Raw genomic sequence first — 24,183 nt, 5'->3', positions numbered from 1 at the left:
GCTTTTTATCTTTTAAAACTTTTAATGCTAAAACCTTTTCACCACCCCCTTGTTTATCAATTGTTTCAGTTGTTCGTATGAAAGGGGTTAAAAAACAGCATTTACCAAGCAAAATCTGCCCAGTTTGTTCGCGTCCCTTTATATGGAGAAAGAAATGGGAACGTGACTGGGATTTAATAGTGTATTGTAGTGAAAGATGTAGAAGAAATAAGTAAATTTTCCGTGGAGGAGATTGATCGAATTATTCAAATGGCTTGGGAAGATAGGACCCCCTTTGAGGCTATTGAGTTTCAGTTTGGACTGAAAGAAAAAGAAGTAATTCTGTTCATGCGAAAGTACAGTAAGCCCTCCAGTTTTCAAATGTGGCGGAAAAGAATGACTGGCAGAATTACCAAACATGTTCAGAAAAGAGTAGCCGTAGATCCACGATTTAAGTGCAATTTGCAAAGGAGCATCAGTTTAAATAAAATCAGTAAGCGTTAATGGACTTTCCAGCTAGCATAGAGGCGGTACATGAGCGGATAGATTTTTTTGATCCCATACTTTATGCTCTTACTAGAAATTTTTTGCACGGTGGAGTTTCCTATCTTTCTCCCTATCTATCTAGAGGATTTATAACTGTGCCTGAGGTTTATCAGCGATTGTTGCAACGCGGTTTTAGTTTTCCTGAGATGGAAAAGTTTGTTCAAGAGTTGGCTTGGCGAGAATATTATACCAGAACCTGGTTCCAATTGGGAGATGGAATTTTTGATGATATACGGCATCCGCAGGAAGGAGTTCAAAGTCAGGGTATTCCATTGGCCGTATTAGAGGCTAGAACGGGTATTCACGTCATCGATGAGCAATTAGCCCAATTTCCCCAACATGGCTACTTGCATAATCATGTTCGCATGTACCTAGCTTCGATCATGTGTAATGTGGCCCATTACCATTGGTCGAAACCGGCCGCTTGGATGTATTATCATTTGTTAGATGGGGACTTGGCAAGCAATGCTTTAAGTTGGCAATGGTGCGCGGGTACCTTTAGTCAAAAGCGCTATTTTGTTAACCAAGAAAATATCAATCATTATACAGGAACTGAACAAAGAGGTACATTTTTGGATTTTAGCTACGAAGAAATTCCACAGATGGCAACTCCTAAGCTGTTGAAAGAAAGAGGGGATTTTGTATCAGAGGAATGTCCAATGGCATTTAATGCGCTACACATTCAAGAGGACTTGCCTACGTTTATTTATACGCATTATACGATAGATCCCCATTTTCATCGGGGAGAATTGGGTAACCGAATATTGGTCTTGGAACCTTCTCATTTTCGGCGTTTTCCTGTTTCCCCCAAGGTCATGCAGTTTATCCTCGATTTAGCTTTTCAAATTCCAGAAATACAAATTTTTTATGGGGAATATGCCAACCTAGGTATTTCAGGGATTTTCAGGGATCATCCAATCAATGCCCATTTCCAGGGGAAAAGGGAATCTTATCCCTTCTTAGTTCCGGAATTGAATGGTCAATATCCTAGCTTTTTTGCGTATTGGAATCGCTTGAAGAAGTATTTGGAAAAAGTTTAGCCAAGTAAGTATTGGCATGTTGCAAATGCTTTTCTTTTTTTTCTAATGGCATTTTATCCCAAGTACTTATCAACATGGCCCAACGTGGATTTTTGGAGAAGGTCGCTCTTTGTTTATCTAAAAAGCGCCAAAATAAACCGTCCCAAATCTCCTGCCATGGCCCTTTTTTATAATTGCTCATCTTCAAAATATAATTAGACCCGCAGATATAGGGTTTGGTTGTCATGAGACCTCCATCGCTGAATTGCGACATTCCATATACGTTGGGAACCATCACCCAGTCGTAGGAATCAATGTACATTTCCATAAACCACTGGTATACCGCATCTGGTTTAATTTCACATAAGAGCATAAAATTTCCTAAAATCATAAGTCGCTCAATATGATGTGAATAGCCCGTTTTTATTAATTTATGAATGGTATTGTCGACCGGCTCTATCCCTGTGCTTCCAGTATAAAATGCCGCAGGCATTTCATGAGTAAATTTCCAGTAATTGGTGGTTCGTTGTTGAGTGCCAATTTTCTTATATAAAAGTTGAACAAATTCTCTCCAGCCAATAATTTGTCGGATAAACCCCTCCAAACTATTTAAGGGCAAAGCAAGATGCTGAATTTGGGATAAAATGTAGCTGGGTTGTAGAAGTCCCACATTAATTAAGGGACTAAGCACGCTGTGGAAAAGGGTGGACTCCTCCGCTACGATGGCATCTTCATAATCCCCAAAATGAGCTAATCTTTCCTGAATAAATCGCTGCAAGGCCTGTTTAGCTGCCTTATGTGTACAGGGGTAATAGGTCTGGAAGGGAGGATCACAATCTCCCGGATTATCTGGATAATTTTCTTTTACATAATCCCTGGCTTCCAGGATATAGGAATTGGCTTCTTCCTCCTGAAAGGCATTCGGTATCAAGGTGTTTTTGGGGATTCTTTTACGATTTTCCGTGTCAAATGACCATTGTCCACCCAAAGGCTCTTGACTCGAATCTAACAAAATTTGCCTTTGTTTTCTTTGTTTAATATAAAAAGCTGTTTGGAAATAAGGTTTTTTATGGCCCAATATATCCGGGTCATGTTGGAGAAAATTGGGACTGTTTAAAATTTGTCTGGGGACTTGGCAGACCCTTTGAATTCTTCTTTCCAACAAATAATCATGTGTATCATAATAATGCAGTTCTTGAAGACCTTCGGCTTGTCGGGCATTTAAGAATGTGATGATGTCTGATTCGGAACTTTGTGCTTCAATATAGACCGTATGAAATTGCTGTTTTTTAAGCCAATCTTCGAAATAGCGCATACTAGCCCTGTGAAAAAGCAGTTTTTGTTGGTGAAATGAGTATTGTTTGAAATAGAGGTCTGATTCAATGATGAAGTAGGTATAGTCACGAGGTAATGAATTTATTTCTTCAAATAGTTGATGTGGGAATATGAGAAAAGCCTTCATTTTGTTGCCAATAGAATGTTTTAATTTAACAAGTGAACAGACTATTGGGTTTTAAAGAAGATGCAAAAGCTGCAAATTTTAATTCCAACAGAGTATTTGGCAGGATTATTGGACTTTATCCAGAGTTTGAAAAAGTGCTTGATATGCAGGTTTTCTTAGATAGTTTTCATCGAATAATAAGGGGTATTCTTTGGGCCTTTTAAAATATCCCCGAAGCCAAGAATCTTGGTCTCCTACATTCCAAAAAGTAATACCGTAACGTTGGGCCATGGGTACTTTTTCAAAAGCTTGAAAGAGCAGCTCGTATTTTTGTATTTGTTCTTTTTTTGATGGTTCATCATACTGATAATCCGATATATTTTGCGGATTAACTGCTACATCCAACTCAGAAAAATGTATCTGAAGTCCTGTGGCAGTTGCCTGCTGAATCACCTCTTTTAATTGTTCATTCTTGGATAAAATGGAAATGTGCATTTGCAGACCTAATCCATGAATAGGGATTTGACGTCTTTTGAAATCTTCCACCACATGTAAAATGGCTTGCATTTTTTTTGGCTTACCATCTTGTCCATAATCATTGTAAAAAAGAAGTGCATCAGGATCGGCTTCATGTGCCCAAATAAAACTTTTGGCTAGATAATCAGGAATATGATCTGACCAAATGTTAGGCCTAAGGCTACCATCGTCTAAAAATGCCTCATTGACCACATCCCAGCCTTTTACCTTTCCTTTGAAATGTTTGACTACTGTTTGGATGTGGTTTTTTAGCATGTCTTCCCATGCCTTTTGATCACCTTGAAATTCCTTCATCCAGGTAGCAGTTTGATTATGCCAAACTAAGGTATGACCATGCATACGTTGTTGGTGTGCTTGGGCAAAGCTAACGATATCATCCGCCTGGCTAAAGTCAAACCGATTTGCTTCTGGATGAATCAATGCCATTTTCATGTGGTTTTCAGCGGTTAAACCTGTAAATTCGCTTGCCACAATTTTTCGGTAAGATTCGTTCTCGTGTAATAATCTGGGATTTACCGCTACGCCTAGTGGATAAGAAACTAAGTTTTTTAGGTTTTGAGTTGGATTAATCTGCTGCTGAGCCCAAGCCCAAGGGCTAAAACTCAGAAATGCAAAGGTTAAAAAAGTTTTCATAGATAGATTTTTCCTAATCTGGGTCAGAGTTTAAATCAATTTAAAGGTTGATTCTGCTGGGAATTTAATAGAATAATTTAATCTATGAATCTTTTTGAGGATTGTTGACATGCTTTTGCAAAATTCTTTTTCCCTCTTGTTTAGCTTCCTTACTTTTTTTGATGGCATAAATTTTTTCGGAGGCGGTTTTTCGGCTAGCTTCTACGTCTACGATGGGGAAGGGGTAGTCCGTGCCCAAAGTCACATGATACATTTCCTGCTCTAGTTCACTGAGTTTCCATGGCTCATGAATTAAGGTGGAGGGTACCTGTGCTAATTCGGGAATCCATTTTTTGATGAATTCCCCCTCTGGATCATGTGCGTAAGAGTTTTTGATAGGATTGTAAATGCGAATAGTATTCACTCCCGTCAAACCTGCCTGCATTTGTATTTGAGGATAATGTATGCCAGGTTCGTAGTCTAGAAATTGCCTAGCCAAAAAATGGGCTAAATCGCGCCAGTCTTGCCAAAGGTTAAATACAAAAAAGGAGACTATCATGGCACGCATTCGGAAATTGATATAACCTGTTGCCACCACACAACGCATGCAGGCATCTACCAATGGCACACCTGTTTTACCTTCCTGCCAAGCTTTTATCCATTTGGGATTAGGTTCTTTTTTCAAGGATTCAAATGCCCGATTGACGGCCTTGAATTCCATGCTGCATTCATCTTCAAATTTCTGAATGAAATGGCAATGCCAATGCAAGCGAGATATAAAATTGTTTAGTGCGCGTTTATTCGCCCCATTCGCTCGGTAGTGTTGTTTGGTAAATGTATAGACCATGCGCATACTCAAATTCCCGAAACTGAGATAGGGGGAGATGCGACTACAGGACCGTCGACTCGCCTCGGGTTTGCTGATGGACTGGCCATACCCTTGATGGCGTGTTTTTAAAAAGCTTTCTAGGTATTTCCAGCCCCAAGATTCTCCTCCTTCTTGAAATTGTGGATGACGTATTTTGAATTCAGCAGGAATTTCTTCTCCCCGAATACTATCAAAAAATTCAGGAGCTAATTTGAGTAAATTCCAATGGTCTTCTCGCACTAAAAAGGGCTTTTGGCTCATGGTTTTTTCCCAGCGTTTTGGCCAGTTTTTTCTGGAAGCTAAACGTCGGACGACACCATTATTGGGAGTTTCATGCCAATGAATGCCATTGGATTGACAAAAAATGCTCACATCTTTATCCCGTTGAAAACTAAGGGCATTTCCTGTTTCCTCATGAGAAAAAAGATGTTTGATGGAATATTTGGTTTGGAGTGCCTCAAAAACTGGTATGACCTCTCGATGGAAAATATACAATTGCCCATTTCTGTCCTCCAATCTACCTTGCATTTCGCAAAGCGATTCATAGATAAAACGCCCGTGACGGACATCCATATCAGGAAATTGCCAGAGGGATGGCTCAAAAAAATACAGCAATAAAGTAGGAATTTCTTGTTCCAAAGAGCGAAACAAGGGCTCGTGATCTGTGAATCTTAAATCGCGTTTGAACCAGACAATATTAATTCCAGGTTTATTCAATGTGATATTTTTTCATCTAACTGCCTAGCCTTCCAAATGGTTTTGTTGAATGAGGTATACGAAATAGTAGCTTTTATAAATGAGCCGGTTGATACTAACAGGACAGTCCTACTAGGGATGAGTATCTATTCAGAATAATTTCCTAACTTATTTCCGTTTCCCAATAACTCGATGGATGAAGAAAGTTTTAACCCTTCTAAGCCTAATTTGTATATATACTTCAAGTTTTGCTCAATCTAAGCTGCGACCTAATATTATCACTTTTTTAGTGGATGATATGGGTTGGACTGATTTTACGAATCCGAATTACCGTACACCTAATATGGCTTTATTGGCCAAGCAAGGGGTTAGATTTACTCAGGCCTATGCCACTCCTGTCTGTACCCCAACGAGGACTAGTATTTTGTCGGGGATGAATGCTGCTCATCATGGTGTAACAAACTGGACCTCTCCTGTGAAGGATAAGAATAGTGATGCGCCCGACCAGCAGTTTAGTGCGAGTGCTTGGAAAATTAATGGATTAGATCCCAAGGATTATACTCCTTACCCTCAATTATTAAAAGAAGCGGGATACTGGACTATTCATGTTGGAAAAGCGCATTGGGGGGCGGCAGGTACACCACAAGCTAGTCCATATAATATGGGATTTTTAGTAAATATTGCTGGTCATGCGGCTGGCCATCCGCAGAGTTATTATGGAAAAGATAATTTTGGAAATATACCTCAAAAGTGGTCAGTACAAGCGGTTCCGGATTTGCAGGAATACCATGGTTCCTCCATTTTTTTAACAGAGGCATTAACACTTGAGGCTTTCAAGGCATTGGAAGTGCCTATTAAGAAACAGCAGCCCTTTTATTTAAATTTATCGCATTATGCAGTACATACTCCCGTTTTGGCAGATGATCGCTTTTTTCAAGCCTACCTGAATGCGGGCTTGGATTCTACAGAGGCTAGGTATGCGAGTTTGGTAGAAGGAGTTGATAAAAGCTTAGGGGATTTGATGACATTTTTACGAGAGAAAAAGGTAGCAGAAAATACCATCATCTTGTTTTTAAGTGATAATGGGGGGCTAAGTTTAGCTCCCGCTAGAGGGAAAAAGCCACATGTGCAAAATTTGCCCTTAAGAGCAGGTAAGGGTTCTGTCTATGAAGGAGGTATCCGAATTCCTTTGGTGGTGAAATGGCCAAAGGTGGTTGAACCCAATCAAGTGACAGAACAATACGTGATGGCAGAAGATGTGTTTCCAACTGTATTGCAAATGGCCCAAATTTCCCTACCCAAAAAAATTCAGCAAGTGGATGGACAAAGTCTGTTGCCATATATGAAAGATACCAGTAAGAAAAATGAAAGCAGGGAATTGATTTGGCATTATCCTAATAAATGGATTGATCAGGATGGACCTGGGATAAATTATAAATCGGCTATTCGAAAAGGAAAATATAAGCTTGTGTATGATTTGCGTACAGGGCAGAAGGAGTTGTATGATTTGGAACATGATTTGGGGGAAGAGCATAATCTGGTGAACTCTTTGCCCGATAAAAGCGCTGAACTCAGCCAATCCTTAAAGTCTTATTTGATCAAATACAAGGCACCCATGCCTACAGATAAGAATACAGGCAAACAAGTGGAGATTAATTAGCGAGGCTATTTTTGTAGCGATTTAGATAAACTTCTAATCAACTTAATTAGACTTAATTTCTCCTAAGTCTCAGGCCTTAAATTGTTTGTTGAGTAAATGGAATTAGGTCAAGGATTCCATCCGTTTAAATTCAAGTTTTCCAGTATAAAAATTGCATTATTCATTGATTTTGAAACTTGATTTTTTTTAAATTTGCCAACTTTAGCGCAAAATAGATCGCTGTATTACTTATTATTTGTCTAACTAACTGATAATCAATAGTATGCTTTCTGTTAAAGAATTGGGCTTAAAATGGCTTTTCGCCTTATCTATCATTTCCCTAATTATCTTCTGGTTTTTGTTTAGTTTGGATGTCCCATGGTACGATGACGTCATGGTGCTTGCTTTTTGCAGGAATATGGATATTCAAGGAATTACCCTAGATACCCTCAGGCAATTATTTGTCAATTATAATGAACACATCATTGCCACGACCAAGTTACTATTTCTCTTAAATTCAAAACTTTTTGGCTACATCAATTTGTCTTATTTGGCACTTCAAGGCATTCTTATTTATCTGGCCTTTGTGCTCCTATTTATCAAGCACAGTACCCAGCACATATACCAGAATTTCATTGCCATTTTTTTGTTGTGCTCACTGATTTATGACGAAGGTTATTTGTGGGCCATGACCAGTATTCAGAATTTTGCCTCCTTATTATTGATTTTACTATCCATCATTTTTCTGAATAAAAATAGAGTAGGCTGGAGCTTCTTTTTTATATTTTGGGCTTTAATTTCCTCGGCACAAACCTTACTTTTTCTACCTATCTGGTGTTTGATCTTATGTTACTATACCAGAAAATTGGATCTTAAAATCTTACTTTTATGGGGCTTGGTTCTGTTTTTTTATTTTTCTCAATTTGAGGATACAGGAATTCGTCCGGAAATAAGCTCCATATTATCCTCTTTTACCAAGGAGAAAATATTAAATATCATTCAAAACTATGCGCCTCCCTTTGGTACTTTGGGAACTCGTTTTTCAATCATCTATTTTGTTTTTGAATTCAGCCTATTACTGTTCACATTTTATCGCCTCATCATCGATTATTGGAAAAAGGATTTAAGTCACACCAAAATTATCCTTGGGGCCTTGCTAATTTGGTCTACTCTCCTTTTATTTTTAACCTTCATTGTTCGGTCTAAGCTAGAGTCGCGCTACTTACTTTACCCAGCCATTAAAACGGCATGCCTATACCTGTATTTTTTGGAAATGAAATACCACAAAAATATAGCCAAAGGCATGTTAATTTTATCCTTATCCTTCTATGCGCTAAGCATGTTCCCTTCCCTAATAAAGGCAAAAAACACGTTGGTGGCTATGTCTGCTTTGAAGTTTAATATGCTGAATCATCAGGTGAATTATTTCTTTAGTACCGATGATGTGGATGCCCGACAGGTGAAACCTTATTACCGTGATTTGGCAGCTAATGAGCTGGTTGATATTCCTCATCGACTCAATGGCCGCGTTTTCAAGCATTTGTTACTGTTCAACCAGATATCAAATGAACAAATGAGGTCGTCCCAGTTTGATAGGAAAGAAGTTCTTTTGAAGAATTTGGATAGTACTCAAATGAAACTAATTTCGAAACAGGTGGTGGTTGATTCTTTGAGCCCTTTAGTAGTTTATCAACAGACCTTGAAGTCCAGTAATATGTGGGATGTGCCTATGATTTTATTGAAGTCGGGACAAAACATGTTTTTATTCCCCGCCAAAACTTCCGTTCCTTCCTTGCCTGGATGGATTAATACAAAAGCATGGGAGTGTCAAGTGGAAATCTATAAAAATACGCTGCCTTACGGACAGTACCAGATGTTTGAAATCCATAAACCCTTGTTTAATTGATTAACAATGGATTTATTCCACCCTTAATTTTCGGATGGCATTTCCCATTTGAATTATGTATAGACCAGGCGTCAGTGAAATCATTTGACTTAGGTTCAACTCATTTTGAGCATTGGGGATTTGTGGGATGACGGCACTGTAAACCAATCGTCCCAACAGATCTATGACACTAAGCTCTTGCTCTGATTGATTTCCGGCTTTCCAAGAAAGAAGGATGATGTCTTTGGCTGGATTGGGATAAACTTGAAAAGAGTTTTCCATTTCCATAGTGGTGCTTAAGATTTGGAAGGAAGGACTATCCCAAGGTACCAGATTTAGATTTTTATTATTCCACGCCTCATTGACAAAAAGATGAAACTCTCCACTCACTAGATTGATAGGTAAAGTTTTGTTGGTGACATCAAATGACTTTCCTGTAAAATAATCGTACCACTTTCCAGCCATTGGAAATGTAAATAGGATGGATTTACTTTCTGGCCCTGTATTGGCGATGAGAATCACTTGCGTATTGCCTTCACTCAAATTAATTTGCTTGACCTCATTGGCCACGTCCAACCTGAAATCCTCTGTTTGGAAGATGGATTTACTTAATTTCAGGTTGGCTAAATGTTGGTAGACACCCAATAACTTCACTCGATTAGCATCTTGTAAATAATTCCAAAGAAGGGGTTTAGCACCCGTTCGTCCGTTGGTATTGATGGAAACATCATAACCCCATTCTCCAAATTGCCAGATCATTTTGGGGCCAGGAATCAGGTAAAACAAGGCGGCCCCCAATTTCATTCGATCCAATTTCTCAGTGGCGCTGAATACCTTTCTGGCACCTGAACCTGACAGCTCCACCATCAAACGCTCTTCGTCATGGCTTTCTATGTAATTGACCAAATGTGCTTTCGGAAATCCTCTTGATTTGTATGATATCCAATCATAGGTATTGGTATATGCCTGCAATATTTTGGTCATATCAAATTTGGCATTGGCCCAAAGCATCATACCATTTTCAGCTAATTCTTTCTCCTCCAGATTTTCAGCAAAATGTTCCAATATCACATAAGCAGTTGGGTCATAGCTACGAATTTTATTGAATATTCGCTTCCAGATTTTGATTCTACTGGCATCGTATTTCCCCCATAGATCCGTATTGCTACCTGAATTAACCTGTGTGAATCCCTTAGACAAGTCGAATCGAAAGCCATCCACTTTGAATTCAGTCAGCCAGTATTGACAGACTCTATCCACCAACCATTGGGTATGTAAACTCTCGTGATTGAAATCGTAAAAAACGCTGAAAGGGTGGGTGGCAGTAACGTTGAAAAAGGGACTGTTGGCACTCGGTTTACTACCATCCCAATACATCCTGACATAGGGATTTTCATAGTCGGCCTGATTCAACACCATGTCCAAAATCACCGCTATGCCATTTTCATGGCATTTATCTATCAAATATTTTAAATCGTTTTTAGTTCCATAGGCCTTGTCTGGCGCATAATAGAAGATGGGATTGTAGCCCCAAGAATCGTTGCCACTAAATTCGATCACGGGCATTAATTCCAGTGCATTGATGCCTAATCTTTTTAAATAAGGCAAAGAATCTGCCACGGTGGCGTAGCGCTTATCCGCCACAAAATCGCGGATTAATAATTCGTAAATATGTAAATTATTTTGTTTGGGCCTAAGAAAATTCTTGATGGTCCATGGGTACTCCTTTTGACCACTTTCAAATACAGAAACGATTCCTGAAGCACCGCTAGGGTATTTTTTTAAATTAGGATAAGTCTTTGTGTTAATAAAAGGGTCATTGTTGGGATCTAGAATTTTATCTGATAGCGGATCGGCCAGCGTTAAAGTACCATCGATATAGTATTGATAAGCGATTTCTACTCCGGGCGGAAAAGCCCCTAGATCTATCCAAAACCGATTTTCATCCGTGCTACGGTACATCAGATATTTGGGGTCTATCTTCCAATTGGAAAATTCACCTACCACATAGACGAAGGTTTTCAAGGGGGCATATAGGGATAAATACACCTGGTCACCTACATAGGTGATGCCGTCTTGGATACCAGCTGGTCGTTCCTTGATGCTAACTTGTGGTTTGGTAAATAACTGGATGGTATCTTCTATGCTAACATTGCCTGATTCCAATTTTAGGATAAATGGATAGGATTTTCCTGCTTCCGACCCAATCGTATAATTTAAGAGCAGAGAATCTGTATTTGCCTGTGACCAAATAATCGTAGAGCCTTGTCGCAGTTCGGCTTTAGCTTTGCTAGAGAATTTGGCCCGAAATATCTGGGGACTATTGACTTCAGTAAGTGTGAATTTTTCGCTAGGACTGAGCCATTTGACTGCCAGAGGACCCGAATAGAGGTTTAATACAAAATCCTCAGTTTGGCTTTTTCCATCCCCATTTTTTACTAAAAGGCCAATTTTCGCAATTGGCGTTCCACTTGGAACGGAATAAAAAGATCTAGGGGTGAGTTTAATGGACCAAACATCGTTTCCTAAGGCATTCATTTTTCCTTTTTCAAAGGGAAGAGAAAAATTGCTTTGACCGCTAGGTTGGTATTGGAAAGCATTTCCGCCGAGGCTAGAACCTGCACCTGACCATAAATAGATGTCGGAGGATTTACCCAACAAACCAACAGCGCGTGAGTCCTTGGCCTTTTTTAGGTCAACGATAATGGTGATTTCATTTTCCCCATTTGGAAAAAGCTCTTGGGTCGTAACCTGACCAAGAGCTTTAACATTTAGGAATAATAAACTTAAAAAGATAATTAACTTGTTGAAATTCAATTTCATAGAACTTCTACAATTAATGCAGATTTAGGAGCCACCTTGATGGAATTACCTAAGTTAGAAATTTGTCCACTCATTACATCTTTCAATTTAGCTTGAGCCGGTAAAATTTCACGATACCAGGTAGGGTCAATCAGACTTTCATGGGCATTTTTGTTCACAATAACCATGACCTTGGATTTTTCAGTATATCTGAAATAGGTATAAATACCATTTTTTGGCGCGAAATGCATCATTTTACCCTGAGTAACCGCCTCATTTCCTTTTCTCCAATTCAGTAATTTGGCCAAATATTCTTGTGTATTTTTTTCTTGTGCCTTCAATTGTTTCCCAGACACGGCATCTTGCGCATCTCCTGGCCAACCTCCTAAGAAATCCTTTCTAATTTCCCCATGTTCATTGCTTTTGGGATTAGCGAAATTCAGCTCCGTTCCGTAATAAATTTGTGGAATACCTCTTAAAGTACAAATCAAAGAGAGCCCCATTTTAAATAGATCATTGTCCTCTTTTACTTGGGTGTAAAAACGACTCATGTCATGGTTGTCTAGGAAGATAACTAGATTATATGGGTCAGCATAAACGATATCACTAGAGATCACCGAATAAATCTTCATGAGTCCTTGATTCCAAGATTCTGGCTCGTTTAAAGCTTCCTGAATGGCATTTTGGAGGGGGAAGTCCATTAAACTGGGCAGGCCGGAGCGGTACCCGTCTGGATTAATTTTACCCTTTTGCCAATAGGAGGGGATGATGGGGTTTAATGACCATTCTTCGCCCACCATATTCATGTTGGGATACTCCTGTGCCACGGCCATCGTCCAGGCATTGGAGAATTTTTTTTCCGAATAGGGATAAGTGTCAATACGCAAACCGCCTAAACCAGCATATTCAATCCACCAAATCGTATTTTGGATGATGTATTTGGCCAAAAAGGGATTGTTTTGATTTAGATCTGGCATCGAAGGCACAAACCAGCCATCTACTTGACTTTTCAAATCTGCCTTAGACGAATGTGGGTCTTGTTGTGATTCTCTGCGATGGTTAGTAGATACGAATTGGGTACCGTGATTGATCCAATTTTTAAATGGTAAGTCTTTCATCCAATGATGACCGCTTCCAATATGGTTTAACACAATATCCGAGATGACTTTTATCCCTCTTTTTTTTGCTTCTTCACATAATTCTTTGAATTTCTCATTACTACCAAATCGGGGATCTATTTGGTAATGATTAGTGATGGAATAGCCATGGTAGCTTTGAACTTTTTGATCATTTTCTAATAATGGCATATTCCAAATGGCAGTGTAGCCCATTTTTTTAAGGTAATCCAAGCGGTCAATGATGCCTTGAATGTCACCCCCATGCCGGGAATAGATATTAGAGCGATTGATCTCTTTTTCCATCATGCTTGGGTGCACATCGTTGCTAGGGTCACCATTGGCAAATCTATCGGGTGTAATTAAATAAATCACATCTTTGGCGCTATAGCTTTCTCTGCTAGAGCTTCCCGGCTCACGAGCTTGTAAAGCATAGGAGATACTAGCTATTAATTTGCCATGTTGGAATAATTGAATTGGATAAATACCCACTTTAGCAGATTTTTCTATTCGTACATCCACAAATAAATAATTGGGACTATCTGCTTGGTGAACCTGAATGATGCTTAAGCCAGCCTTGGGCGACTTTACTTGGGCGGTTTTAATTTGATCTCCTTGTATTACCAATTGAAGATTGGGGTTTTTCATGCCCACCCACCAGTTCATGGGTTCTACTTTAATCGATTTATCTTGGGAAATTCCATTTAAACTTGTTAGTAGAAATAGGAAGAATAGTAAATTTTTCATGAATTGATTCATTTGTAAATAGGAGGTAAGTAGATATGAGTCTTTTTTAGAGTCAATAAAAGAGAGTTCAATTATTTAACGAATAATTGAATGATACTAAAAAAATAATTCCAGCGGCAGAAATTCATTGTATTAGGCAGATCTGAACTTTAGCACAGACCTACCTAATGAATGAATCAACCCAAGCGATGTATTGGAGTTAACAAGGCTAGATTGATTAGTTTTTAATCAAAGTATAAGTTGGCGCAGCAGGATTTCTAAAGTCCAGCTTCACGTTGTACACCCCAGCAGAACCAATAGCGATGTTTGCACCTCCTGATTCCAAGGAACCATTAGCGCCATCATCTCCATAGTTTACTCCCCAGTCATCGTTTAGTCTGAACTTGATTTCACCAACACTTAAAGAGATGTTATTTAGGTACCAAATACCTTCATTTCCAAAATCCGGCCTGAATTTAGTATCTGGACCACCCCAGCCACCAGCTGTAGCACTTCCTACAATACCCCAAACTTTGAAAGTTTCAATCTTCACTTTCAACTCCTTTTGGTTAAAGGTAATGAGATAGAAGCCGTCGGCTCCAATGGCGATGTTTGCACCACCTGCCTCTAAAGTTCCATTGGCACCATCATCTCCGTAGTTTAGCGACCAATCATTGTTGAAACGGATTTTAATCTCCCCTTTTACCAATTTTACGATGGCTCTCCACTGATCAGTAGCAGGATCGTACCAGAATGGTACATCTGGACCACCCCAACCGTTAGGTGCGCTAGAACCTACCACTCCCCATGAATATGGAATAATGGTGTAAGTGTTTTTCGTCAAGTCGAGGGTTATTTTGTAAGAGCCAGCGGTGTTGACTTTGATATTATCTCCATTCACCTTGATGGATCCTGATCCACCGTCTCCCACATTGTAATCCCATTTATTGTCAGTTCTGAATTTAATTTCACCCACCGCTAAATCTACATAAGCGACCAAAACATTCGCCACGTCTGTTTTGTAGAAAGGTAAATCTGGACCATTCCATCCGCCAGGTGTAGCACTTCCTACTACTCCCCAGTTAGTGCTTAAGTCAAGCTTATCCAAGAACGGCGTTACGGTAAAACTAGCCGCAGGGGATAGAAAAGAGGTGGTAGGTCCAATAACCGACTGTAATTTAAAATCCACTCCTGAGGCAACTCCTGCTTTTAGACCCAATTGCAATAAAATAGGATTTAATTCACCTACTTTGAAGGTTTTCTTTAAATCTCCACCCACAGATACAGCCACAGCCTTCGAAAAATCACCTCCTTTTTTATCAATCAAAATGGTGTAGCTAGCTGCTGCAGTAAAACCGTAGTCTGGCTTGGGCCAGCTGACAGTAAGAGCTTCATTGGCCACTTCTTCCTTTACTAAAACTGCCGTAGCCTTAGATAAAGTGATGCTAGGGCCTGTTGACGCCGTTAATACAGGCTGAATGAATTCTTTTTCACAGGATATTAAGCCAAGGCTGAATATGATAAGTGAAAATATTTTTAACATTGATTTTTTCATAATCTTATGATGTTTTCTAGTATTATCCTGATTAATACCCTGCATTTTGAACTAAATTCGGATTGGCTACGATATCAGAGGAAGGGATTGGGAATAATTTCAAATTTTCTGAAACGCCAGCGCCTGCTTTTGAGCCGCCTTTCCAAGCCCATACATAATTGGAACCAGTAAACATTTTGAAGCGAATCAAATCTGTTCTTCTGTGACACTCCCAATATAGCTCTCTTCCTCTTTCCTTGATGATTAAATCTAAATTTAAGGTACTTACATTACCCTGAGTACCATTGTAAGCACGGTTGCGCAAAGCATTCACATACTGCAAGGCAGTTGTTAAATCTCCACCTGCTCCTCCTCTTAATACTGCTTCTGCATACATCAAATACACGTCTGCCAAGCGGAACATCGGGAAGTCTGTATCAGGGAAATTACCTTCTGGATCAGAGCCTTTTACTCCGGTAGATGTTACGTTTTTGTATTTTGTAATGGCATATCCATCGGTAAAGGAAGAAATGTCCTCAACGTTTTTGTTTTGTCCATCCGTAAAGAACATTGCTCTTGTGTCTGTTTTGCCACTCTTATCATCGAAGTGATCCACAAATTGCTGTGTGGTTCTTAAACCTCCCCAGCCACCACCAATACCGAATTCGGCTGGATTCATTTTACCTCCAACAGGTGCATGCACTATAAAGGTCATACCCCCCCAGGTTTTAGTTCTTGTACCATCAAAGGCAATCGGGAAAATGATTTCGGCCGACTTATGGTTGTCTGCTAAAAATAGGTTTTGATATTTAGACTCTAAGGCATAACCTGCCCCTATGACCTTTTTAGCGGTCGTGATGGCTTCTGTATATTTACCAGCGTTGATATAAACTTCTGCATTCAGATAAAGCTTGGTTAACAAGGTCCAAGCAGCTGCTTTGTCAGCTCTAGCATATTCATTTTTTCTAGGCTCGGCTAAATCTGGCTCAATCGCCTTCAATTCTGATTCGATGTAATTGAATAAATCAGTTTTGGAAATTTGCTTAGGTAAGAAAGAACCTACAGCATCTTTTTCTGTCACGAAAGGAACCGATCCAAACATATCCAAGGCATGGTAATAACTCAAGGCTCTCAAAAATCTAGCCTCTGCACGGTACATTTTAATCTCGGGAGCATTAATGCCTCTTGAAGCTAATTTCTCATCGCTAGTTTCACGAATGTATTCATTACAAATTCCAATTTGGTAATAAATACGGTTGTACATCGCAGTGATGAATTCATTACCAGAAGTCCATGTCATGGTATGGTAACTTGGTAAGCTACCATCGTTCCAGCCAATCACTGCTTCGTCGGTAGGTAATTCTTGTGCTTTGAAATATTGACGTAAATAGGTAGAAAAACCCTCGTCAATCCCTGAAATATCCGGTTTTCCCGCTGGCCCTTGTTGGCCAGAAACAGCTAAACCTGCATATAATTTGGCCAATAATGGCTTGTAGTTGGCTGGGTCTTTAAAAACCGTAGCCGAAGTAACCTCGATGAATGGGACTCTGTTCAAATCTCCCGTACAGGAATATATAATACTTAAGAGGATACTTAAGCTTAATCCCTTTGCAATTGTTAAATATCTTGATTTCATTTTTGTACGATTTAACGATTAAAAATTCACTTGTAAGCCCAATGAAATAGTACGTGGTCTAGGATACATGTTATTGTCAATTCCACCACCTACTTCCGGATCTAAACCTTGGTATTTAGTCAGGATAAAGGCATTTTGAACATTCAAGGACAATTGTGCATTGTACTTTTTAGCCTTCAATAATCTGTTTAAATTGTATCCGAAGTTGATATTGTCTACACGTAAAAAAGAAGCGTTTTGGATGTAATAATCCGAGAAATACTGGGTATTATTAAATCCAGAGTCATATACATTTGGTACCAGGTTCGACAAGAAATTGTTACCATTGGTGGCAGCACGATATACTCCATTGTTGGAGTTGATGTTATTGTACATATAGTTACCTAGGTTAGCTCTCAAGACAAATCCAAAAGAGAAATCATCGATGCTTAAATTTGAAGAAGCACCAAGGAAATATTTGGAATTCGGAGACTGGTAGCGGTATCTGTCATCTGATGAAATTTTACCATCTCCATTTCTGTCTACATATAAACCTTCAATGGGTTTTCCGCTTTTGTCATATACTTGTTGATATACAAAGAAAGTATAAGGCGCATATCCCAATGAGTGGATTTGAATGGTATTACCCACACCGCCTGAAATTCCTCCTACTAAGATTCCTTGGTAGGTTGGGTCTTTCACTTTAGTTAAATTAGTGATGTTGCTCTCATTGTAAGTCGCATTTACTCCAAAGTCCCAATTAACTCGCGCGGTATGAATCGGGTTGAAGTTCAAGGAAATTTCCACCCCTTTGTTTTCTAAATTACCCACATTCGTTAAAATCTGGTTGGTTAAATTAGAACCAGCTGGTACTGGAATGACAGAAAGCAAATCCTTGGTTTCTTTTTGGTAAACATCAATGGATCCCGTAATACCAATTTTCTTGAAGCCAAAGTCCAAACCGATGTTTTTAGTCGTTGTTTGTTCCCATTTGATGTTGGCATCATAACCTTCTGGTCTCAAAGTATTAGAGAATGTACTTCCCAATTGATATTGAGCATTCGGTTCGGAAGTAGTATATCTGGCTAAATAGGGATAGTCGCTAAATACGTCTTGCTGACCAGTTACACCCCATCCCAAACGTAATTTTAAGTCGGAAATTACTTCTGAATTTTTGAATTCTTCGGAAATCTTCCAAGCAGCTGCCGCACTTGGGAATACCCCCCAACGGTTTTCTGGAGAGAAACGGGAAGAACCGTCATTACGTAAAGTAAAGGTTAACAAGTACTTATCGTTCAAGGTATAGTTGGCTCTACCATAGAAAGATACTAAGGTGTTTTGAGTTTTATAGAAAGTGTTGTTGAACACTGTACCCGCCACGTTTTTATCTAAATCCGTGTTTTCTCGCAAGAAATCTTGGTAGGAGTAACCTCCCATGATATCCACTTTGTGCATACCTATGTTCTTCACATAATTCAAGTAAAATTCAAAAGTCTTGTTATCCTTAGACTGAGAATAGGAACCATCTTTTCCTCCACGATCATAGGAGTTAGCTATGCCAGCAGGAATGTAAATAGAGCCTTCGGAAGAAGATTTGTCGATGGCAATGTTCGCATTGGCTCTCAATTCAGGTAAAAAAGGCATTTTGTAATCAAATACCGCATTGGCAATCGTTCTTTTAACGGTAGAATGATCATTTTGTAGGTTCAATAGGGCCACTGGGTTTTTCGGGCCCAATGAATTCGGCTTTTTGGTAGCGGGGTCTAGCCACTCAAAATAGCCACCAAACTCAGAACCTGTAACGGCTTGTGTAGGATCAAATCCCACGGCTGTGCCGATGGCTCCTTGGTTGGCAAAATGGTTGTTGATGATGGATGATTTTAAATTTAAATCTACTTTTAAGGAATTATTCAAGAAGCTTGGACTAACACCAATGGAAGTAGAAATACGATCCATATTGGATGTTTTCAAAATACCATTTTGATTTAAATAACCTACGGAAGCACGAACAGGCATGTTTTTAATGGAACCGGTGATGCTTACGTTATTGTCGATGGAGATCGCATTGCGATAGATTTCTCTTTGCCAATCAGTAGATGATTTTCCTAATAAAGCTTTTTGAGCAGCAGTTCCTTTCGAGTTTATGATGGAAGTAAAGTCCGCAGCGGATAAAACATCCACATAGGCTCTTGCTTGCGCTGAGGAGGCCACCGAACTCACAGAAACTTTGATGTCATCACCTTTTTTTCCTTTTTTGGTAGTGATTAAAATAACCCCATTGGAAGCTCTGGAACCATAAATGGCGGTAGCAGAGGCATCTTTTAGTACGTTAAACGACTCAATATCATTTGGGTTGATAAAAGATAAGGCATTAGCTGCCCCCGTGATTCCATTGTTATCAAGAGGTACGCCATCAATCACAATCAGCGGGTCATTGTTGGCATTCAAGGAAGAACCACTCCGGATACGGATGGTAGAACCCGCGCCTGGTGCACCTCCATTGGAAGTGATTTGAACCCCAGCCACTTTACCTGCCACTAATTGGTCCGGTGTAACGATATTTCCTTTTTGGAAATCTACCGAGGAGATGGATACTACGGCACCCGTCAAGTCTTTCTTTTTCTGGGATCCGTATCCAATCACCACAACCTCATTCAAGGACTGTGCATCAGTATCTAAGGTGATATTGAATACAGTTTGGTTGCCCACGGTAATTTCTTTGCTGGCATAACCAATGGATGAAATAACCAAGACATTGTTGGACGTGACATTGGAAATGGAAAACTGACCTTTTGAATCAGCAGCAACTCCTTTACTTGTACCTTTAATGGCAATAGAGGCACCTGGAATAGGGCCTTCTTTGGAACTAACAGAACCACTGATGGTCTGCTGGGCATTGACCGAAAAAACTGCCAAAAAAATCAAAGCAAAAGACAAGATTAGATTCTTTTCTTTCGCTTGTTTCAGTCCTTCGATCCAGCTAGTAAATTTAGCTTTCATAAGCATCGTTAAAAATTGTTAATTTTATTTTTTAAAAAGCTCAAAATTAAAGTGCCGAAATATTAGATTCGCCCCACTTTAATTCCCAATAAAAAATAGTGAATTAGTACAATTAATTGAAAATGAATATATTACAATAAATTATACGATTCATTTTATAAAGTGGAACAACAAAAAATCAGGTACTAGAGCAAATGATGTTGCTTTTGGCTCCCATTTTTTAAAATACATGAAGAGGCTTACGTTTTTGTTTATTTTATGGTTGGCTAGTATTGTTGCCCTTGGACAGCGCAAGTTGGAGTTGATAGCGCCCACCCAAAAATTACTGCCTAAAGGAGATTTTTATTTAGCGGCAGATTTCAATAATTGGGATCCTGGTGATCCCAGGTTGCAGTTTAAAAAAAAAGCAGATGGTAACTATGAATTGACAATTCCAGATAGTGTTCATGTCTTTGAATTTAAAATAACTCAAGGTACTTGGCATTTGGTGGAAGGGACGATGGATGGAAATGTCAGTGCCAACCGCCGATACGATGATAAAAATCTGGGGGCCTCTAAAAACTACATCATTCAGTTGTTAGGCTGGGAGAAAAAAGCCACTTATCGGATTATCGTCAATAAAATACCTGCCGCCACTCCATTTGATGCTAAACTGTATGTCACAGGGAATTTTAATAATTGGAATCCTAAGGATGAAAATTATCAGCTTATCCAACATACTGATGGCTCTTATCGGACCACTATTTTATCTGAATTGACCGAAATTCAATTTAAAATAACCCGTGGGAATTGGGCCTCAGTAGAATGCTATGGAAATGGGAAGGCTAGGCCTAATAGAAAAATAGACCGAACCGAAAAAGTGCAGTGGAATCCCCGAGATATTGAGCATAAAATCAATATCGATGTGGAAAATTGGGAAGATTTGACCGGTATTTTCAATTTCTTTGACCTCTATAGCCTCTTTCTTTTGTTCGCTAGTTTTAATGGAATCTTATTAATGATTGCCATTCCGACCATTCAAAATTCTAACTGGGCAGCTAATCGCTGGTTGATTCTTCTGATTGGTATTATATCTGTTATGCTACTCTTAAAGGTAATAGCCAGTGATCGTGGTATTGCGCAGACCTTTCCCAAGCTATTATTATTACCTGATTTTATCGTTTTTGCTTTTGCTCCATTGTATCATTTGTATATCGAGAAATTATTATTTAAATCGACTGATTTCAAGGTAAAATGGCGCTGGATTTATTTGCCAATCCTCTTACAGGTAATGGTTTACTTACCTTATTTTAATTTGGATTATGACACCTTTCGTTATTCCCAATTAAACAATGAGCTATCCTTTCAAATCTTATTTCTGGTTGTTGGTATTTCAGGTATCATTTGGAATTTTATTCAATGGAATAAGTTCAGAAAAATATTAGATATCTACTTGGAGAAAAGTAAAATAAGCTCCTCCTTTGAAGAAAATTTAAGTTACTTAAGTATTACCCAAATCATCTATTTGGCCTGCATCGTTTTGGGAATCATGGCCTTGCTGATTTATACCATGGGTTATGTCTTGGATGAAGATCTCACCCTGTTGAGCAGTCAGATCGTTGATTTTATTTGGATTGTATTTGCCTCCTCGCCTTTCTTTTTGGGCTATTATGCTATCCATCAGCCTGAGATTTTCAAAATATCTCAAAAGCATAATATTTTGGATTCTGAGATGGAGATCGACTTAAATATGCCTGTACAAAGTGGTGCTAACTATGGCTTGGAAACCAAGGAACATGTGAAGGATGAATTGGCGGAAAAAATCATGGAGATGATGGAGAAGGACAAACCCTATTTAAATCCCAAGTTGACATTAAATGATTTAGCGCATCAATTGAACGTTTCGCCACATGTGATGTCCAAAACCTTAAACGATTCCTTTCAAAAAAATTTCTTTGATTTCATTAATACCTATCGAACCAAGGAGTTTAAGGAGAAACTTGATGATCCCAAATTCCAAAACTATACTTTTTTGGCGGTGGCATATGAAGCTGGTTTTAATTCCAAGACAGCCTTTAATAGATCATTTAAGCGAGTAACGGGGCAGTCGCCCAGCGAATACCTGCAAAGTATTCAGCCTTCTGAGAATGTGATTTAGGTGTATTTTCGAAATGCCCACCATAGCTTGTTTAATTCTACAGCAATGATTCAAGAGGCTGTCCTGCCGACAGACTAAACTTGATATTTGTCAGTATTGCCTTTTTACATCGACTAATTTTCTAACTTGGCCAATAATATCTAATTGCCATGAAAACGATATTAGTATCTACTGATTTTTCTGAGGGCTCAGAAAATGCTATGCAACATGCTCAAATAATTGCCCGAGCATATGGATCTACTTTGATTTATTTTCACGCACATTTTCCCATGCTTCCTAATCAATTCATAGATCCCAATGGGATGAGTATTTCCATGCCTGTGGAAGATTTTCAAGAAAGCATGAAAAGTATTCATCAATCGCTGGAAAAATGGGTGAAAGAAGATGAAGTTCAAGGGCTAAACTCCAAGGTCATTGTCAAAGTAGGAGAAGTGAAGCCATGTCTACAAGAAGTATTGAGTGAAATTCTAATTGATTTGGTCATAATAGGTAAGACATCCTCACCAAGTTTTTTGGAGACTTTATTGGGAAGTACCACCAAAAGTCTCTTGCATGAACTGGAAGTACCTATGTTGGTTATTCCTGCGAATTTTACGGAAGATATATTCCAACAAACCTTATATGCTTCCCAATTGGAATTTGATGAAATTTCCTTCATTCAAGCCGCTAATCAATGGGCAAAGCATGGGAAGAAGTCCATGGTACTGGCACATTTGAATGAGGACTTTGAAACAGATTTGGTTCCCAATGATCAGTTTCTTAAGGAAATCAAAAGTGCAATGAAAAAAGAAGAGTTGGTCTATGTTCAAGCGGATGCTAAATCTTTCCAAACGGGATTATTGAAACTGATTAAAGAGCAAAAAGCCTCTTTGATTTGTATGACGACCCACAAAAGAAATATACTTAGTCAGTTAGTCACACCCAGTAAAACTCGTGCCGCAATCGAATTTATCCCCATTCCAACTTTAGTATATTATGCCAAAGATTAAGATCAGATACTTTTCTTTCCTACTAGGGCTCATATTTACGGGGTCTTCTTTTACCATATGGGCTCAGTCGGCCATGGAAATCATGAAGAGGGCGGATGAAATATTGATATTTGGGAATCAAATTATGGTGTGGTAATAACGGTATCATTTCGATCTATTAACACGTTGGCAATGGGCCGTATTCGATATAGTTTTTGAAAAATTCCATAAATGAGAATTTCATCAGTTATTGATGACAGAAAAGAATAAACCTCACCTAAAAGATGAGGTTTATTGTACTTACAACTATTTCAAATAATCCACTATTTTGATGAAAGATCAGGCTGTAAAGTCATGTAAACTGTTTCATTTTCTACAACATAATTTCGCATGATCGCAATGTCTTTTTCATAGGCACCCTTGCCATATACCTCATCGTAGGCATTTTTTAACTTCGGTGCTTCGTCAAGTTCTTTCCATCCATTAGGGAATCTTCGTGAAAAAATTAGTCGATTCAATCCAGAAGTTTGGTAGGTGGCTACCTTGATTCCTGCTTTATCCCAAGCTTTGGGTAATTTTTTGATAACATCCCAAAATTCCTGCGCTGGTACATAACGTAATGTTAAAATATTGGAACGGACTTTATTGGTACGATCTCCAAAATTGGCGTTACTATATTCAGCGTGATAAGTTATTATTTCTCCACCTGTTACCTCAGCAATGAAAGGAGAAACACGTAAATAAAAATCATTGGCAGCTTCCGTATTTGTAGGGATATTCCCCAATTCATCTCTTTCAGCCCATGAAAGTCCAATATTGGAAAGTGCCATTACCTCATTGTGATGACTTCCTCCCACTAGGTTAAAAACTGACCAAGCATAAGGTGTATTCGACTTCCTAAATTTAGCTACGTGGCTTTTTAAAGCTTCATTAAAGGCCGACCTTTGACCCGGTTTTATTTTATAGTATATAAAATTAGATGTTTTGGCTTGTGCCCAAATGAACTCACTAATAAATATTAGGACAAGGAGTAAGACTAGTTTTTTCATGATTTCGTGTTATTT

16 protein-coding genes are annotated in these 24,183 nt (G+C 38.9%); 7 read left to right on the top strand and 9 right to left on the bottom strand.

Annotated elements, in window-relative coordinates; genetic code table 11:
* The first annotated feature begins 77 nt into the window (after positions 1-77).
* Genes ESB04_RS12055 through ESB04_RS12045 form a run of 3 tightly spaced genes read left to right on the top strand, consistent with a single transcriptional unit; the run spans position 78 to position 1,565 of the window.
* A complete protein-coding gene (locus tag ESB04_RS12055) occupies positions 78-215 on the top strand; it encodes a DUF2256 domain-containing protein (protein WP_129028006.1) in 138 nt (45 codons plus the stop codon).
* Positions 190-483 (top strand): TIGR03643 family protein, encoded by a 294-nt coding sequence (locus ESB04_RS12050; protein ID WP_129028005.1) that lies wholly within the window; start codon positions 190-192, stop codon positions 481-483. Before ESB04_RS12055 ends, ESB04_RS12050 begins: the two co-directional genes overlap by 26 nt.
* Positions 483-1,565, top strand: coding sequence for an FAD-binding domain-containing protein (locus ESB04_RS12045; RefSeq protein WP_129028004.1), 1,083 nt, complete (start codon positions 483-485; stop codon positions 1,563-1,565). Before ESB04_RS12050 ends, ESB04_RS12045 begins: the two co-directional genes overlap by 1 nt.
* Here ESB04_RS12045 and ESB04_RS12040 read toward each other — a convergent pair.
* The 3 genes from ESB04_RS12040 to ESB04_RS12030 form a co-directional block, all read right to left on the bottom strand.
* Positions 1,513-3,006, bottom strand: coding sequence for a cryptochrome/photolyase family protein (locus tag ESB04_RS12040; protein WP_129028003.1), 1,494 nt, complete (start codon positions 3,004-3,006; stop codon positions 1,513-1,515). The genes ESB04_RS12045 and ESB04_RS12040 overlap by 53 nt on opposite strands.
* 105 nt (positions 3,007-3,111) lie before the next feature.
* The gene (locus ESB04_RS12035; protein WP_129028002.1) at positions 3,112-4,155 is read right to left on the bottom strand and encodes an endo-1,4-beta-xylanase; all 1,044 of its coding nucleotides are present in this window, start codon (positions 4,153-4,155) and stop codon (positions 3,112-3,114) included.
* 82 nt (positions 4,156-4,237) lie between these two features.
* Complete coding sequence (locus ESB04_RS12030) at positions 4,238-5,719, bottom strand: cryptochrome/deoxyribodipyrimidine photo-lyase family protein (RefSeq protein ID WP_129028001.1); 1,482 nt, start codon at positions 5,717-5,719, stop codon at positions 4,238-4,240.
* A gap of 175 nt (positions 5,720-5,894) precedes the next feature.
* Here ESB04_RS12030 and ESB04_RS12025 point away from each other — a divergent pair, with 175 nt between their 5' ends.
* Together ESB04_RS12025 and ESB04_RS12020 are read left to right on the top strand one after the other, a co-directional pair.
* Entirely contained in the window at positions 5,895-7,358 is a 1,464-nt protein-coding gene (locus ESB04_RS12025) for a sulfatase (RefSeq protein WP_129028000.1), read from the top strand.
* Between the two features lie 262 nt (positions 7,359-7,620).
* Complete coding sequence (locus tag ESB04_RS12020; RefSeq protein ID WP_129027999.1) at positions 7,621-9,243, top strand: hypothetical protein; 1,623 nt, start codon at positions 7,621-7,623, stop codon at positions 9,241-9,243.
* A 12-nt stretch (positions 9,244-9,255) separates the two neighbouring features.
* Here the strand turns inward: ESB04_RS12020 and ESB04_RS12015 are convergent, their stop codons facing one another.
* The 5 genes from ESB04_RS12015 to ESB04_RS11995 all read right to left on the bottom strand — a co-directional run bounded on the left by ESB04_RS12015 (position 9,256) and on the right by ESB04_RS11995 (position 20,014).
* On the bottom strand, positions 9,256-12,045 hold the full coding sequence (locus ESB04_RS12015) for an alpha-amylase family glycosyl hydrolase (protein WP_129027998.1): 2,790 nt from the start codon (positions 12,043-12,045) through the stop codon (positions 9,256-9,258).
* Positions 12,042-13,886 carry a glycoside hydrolase family 13 protein gene (locus ESB04_RS12010; protein WP_164969661.1) on the bottom strand — a complete coding sequence of 615 codons (1,845 nt, stop codon included), beginning with the start codon at positions 13,884-13,886 and terminating at the stop codon, positions 12,042-12,044. The genes ESB04_RS12015 and ESB04_RS12010 overlap by 4 nt, the downstream gene beginning before the upstream one ends.
* A 217-nt stretch (positions 13,887-14,103) precedes the next feature.
* Complete coding sequence (locus tag ESB04_RS12005) at positions 14,104-15,420, bottom strand: SusE domain-containing protein (RefSeq protein ID WP_164969660.1); 1,317 nt, start codon at positions 15,418-15,420, stop codon at positions 14,104-14,106.
* 31 nt (positions 15,421-15,451) lie between these two features.
* A complete protein-coding gene (locus ESB04_RS12000) occupies positions 15,452-17,035 on the bottom strand; it encodes a RagB/SusD family nutrient uptake outer membrane protein (RefSeq protein WP_129027995.1) in 1,584 nt (527 codons plus the stop codon).
* Between the two features lie 18 nt (positions 17,036-17,053).
* Positions 17,054-20,014: a SusC/RagA family TonB-linked outer membrane protein gene (locus tag ESB04_RS11995; protein WP_205749511.1), complete on the bottom strand. Its 2,961-nt coding sequence runs from the start codon at positions 20,012-20,014 to the stop codon at positions 17,054-17,056.
* A gap of 229 nt (positions 20,015-20,243) precedes the next feature.
* Here ESB04_RS11995 and ESB04_RS11990 point away from each other — a divergent pair, with 229 nt between their 5' ends.
* A complete protein-coding gene (locus tag ESB04_RS11990) occupies positions 20,244-22,151 on the top strand; it encodes a helix-turn-helix domain-containing protein (RefSeq protein ID WP_129027993.1) in 1,908 nt (635 codons plus the stop codon).
* Between the two features lie 149 nt (positions 22,152-22,300).
* Positions 22,301-23,140 (top strand): universal stress protein, encoded by an 840-nt coding sequence (locus ESB04_RS11985; protein ID WP_129027992.1) that lies wholly within the window; start codon positions 22,301-22,303, stop codon positions 23,138-23,140.
* 302 nt (positions 23,141-23,442) lie between these two features.
* Here ESB04_RS11985 and ESB04_RS11980 read toward each other — a convergent pair whose 3' ends face one another.
* On the bottom strand, positions 23,443-24,168 hold the full coding sequence (locus ESB04_RS11980) for a hypothetical protein (protein WP_129027991.1): 726 nt from the start codon (positions 24,166-24,168) through the stop codon (positions 23,443-23,445).
* Between the last annotated feature and the right edge of the window lie 15 nt (positions 24,169-24,183).

The sequence above is a fragment of the Aquirufa rosea genome, from assembly GCF_004118285.1.
GTDB lineage: Bacteria > Bacteroidota > Bacteroidia > Cytophagales > Spirosomataceae > Aquirufa > Aquirufa rosea.
The sequence above is the reverse complement of the archived record's forward strand: the minus strand, read 5'-3'. Positions and strand labels throughout refer to the sequence as shown.

Bases quoted from the DNA above. Each gene is read 5' to 3' on its own strand.
- ESB04_RS12055 (WP_129028006.1), top strand. From the start codon at position 78: ATGAAAGGGGTTAAAAAACAGCATTTACCAAGCAAAATCTGCCCAGTT.
- ESB04_RS12035 (WP_129028002.1), bottom strand. From the start codon at position 4,155: ATGAAAACTTTTTTAACCTTTGCATTTCTGAGTTTTAGCCCTTGGGCT.
- ESB04_RS12045 (WP_129028004.1), top strand. From the start codon at position 483: ATGGACTTTCCAGCTAGCATAGAGGCGGTACATGAGCGGATAGATTTT.
- ESB04_RS12015 (WP_129027998.1), bottom strand. From the start codon at position 12,045: ATGAAATTGAATTTCAACAAGTTAATTATCTTTTTAAGTTTATTATTC.
- ESB04_RS12040 (WP_129028003.1), bottom strand. From the start codon at position 3,006: ATGAAGGCTTTTCTCATATTCCCACATCAACTATTTGAAGAAATAAAT.
- ESB04_RS12020 (WP_129027999.1), top strand. From the start codon at position 7,621: ATGCTTTCTGTTAAAGAATTGGGCTTAAAATGGCTTTTCGCCTTATCT.
- ESB04_RS12010 (WP_164969661.1), bottom strand. From the start codon at position 13,886: ATGAAAAATTTACTATTCTTCCTATTTCTACTAACAAGTTTAAATGGA.
- ESB04_RS11995 (WP_205749511.1), bottom strand. From the start codon at position 20,014: ATGAAAGCTAAATTTACTAGCTGGATCGAAGGACTGAAACAAGCGAAA.
- ESB04_RS12005 (WP_164969660.1), bottom strand. From the start codon at position 15,420: ATGAAAAAATCAATGTTAAAAATATTTTCACTTATCATATTCAGCCTT.
- ESB04_RS12025 (WP_129028000.1), top strand. From the start codon at position 5,895: ATGAAGAAAGTTTTAACCCTTCTAAGCCTAATTTGTATATATACTTCA.
- ESB04_RS11990 (WP_129027993.1), top strand. From the start codon at position 20,244: ATGAAGAGGCTTACGTTTTTGTTTATTTTATGGTTGGCTAGTATTGTT.
- ESB04_RS11980 (WP_129027991.1), bottom strand. From the start codon at position 24,168: ATGAAAAAACTAGTCTTACTCCTTGTCCTAATATTTATTAGTGAGTTC.
- ESB04_RS12000 (WP_129027995.1), bottom strand. From the start codon at position 17,035: ATGAAATCAAGATATTTAACAATTGCAAAGGGATTAAGCTTAAGTATC.
- ESB04_RS11985 (WP_129027992.1), top strand. From the start codon at position 22,301: ATGAAAACGATATTAGTATCTACTGATTTTTCTGAGGGCTCAGAAAAT.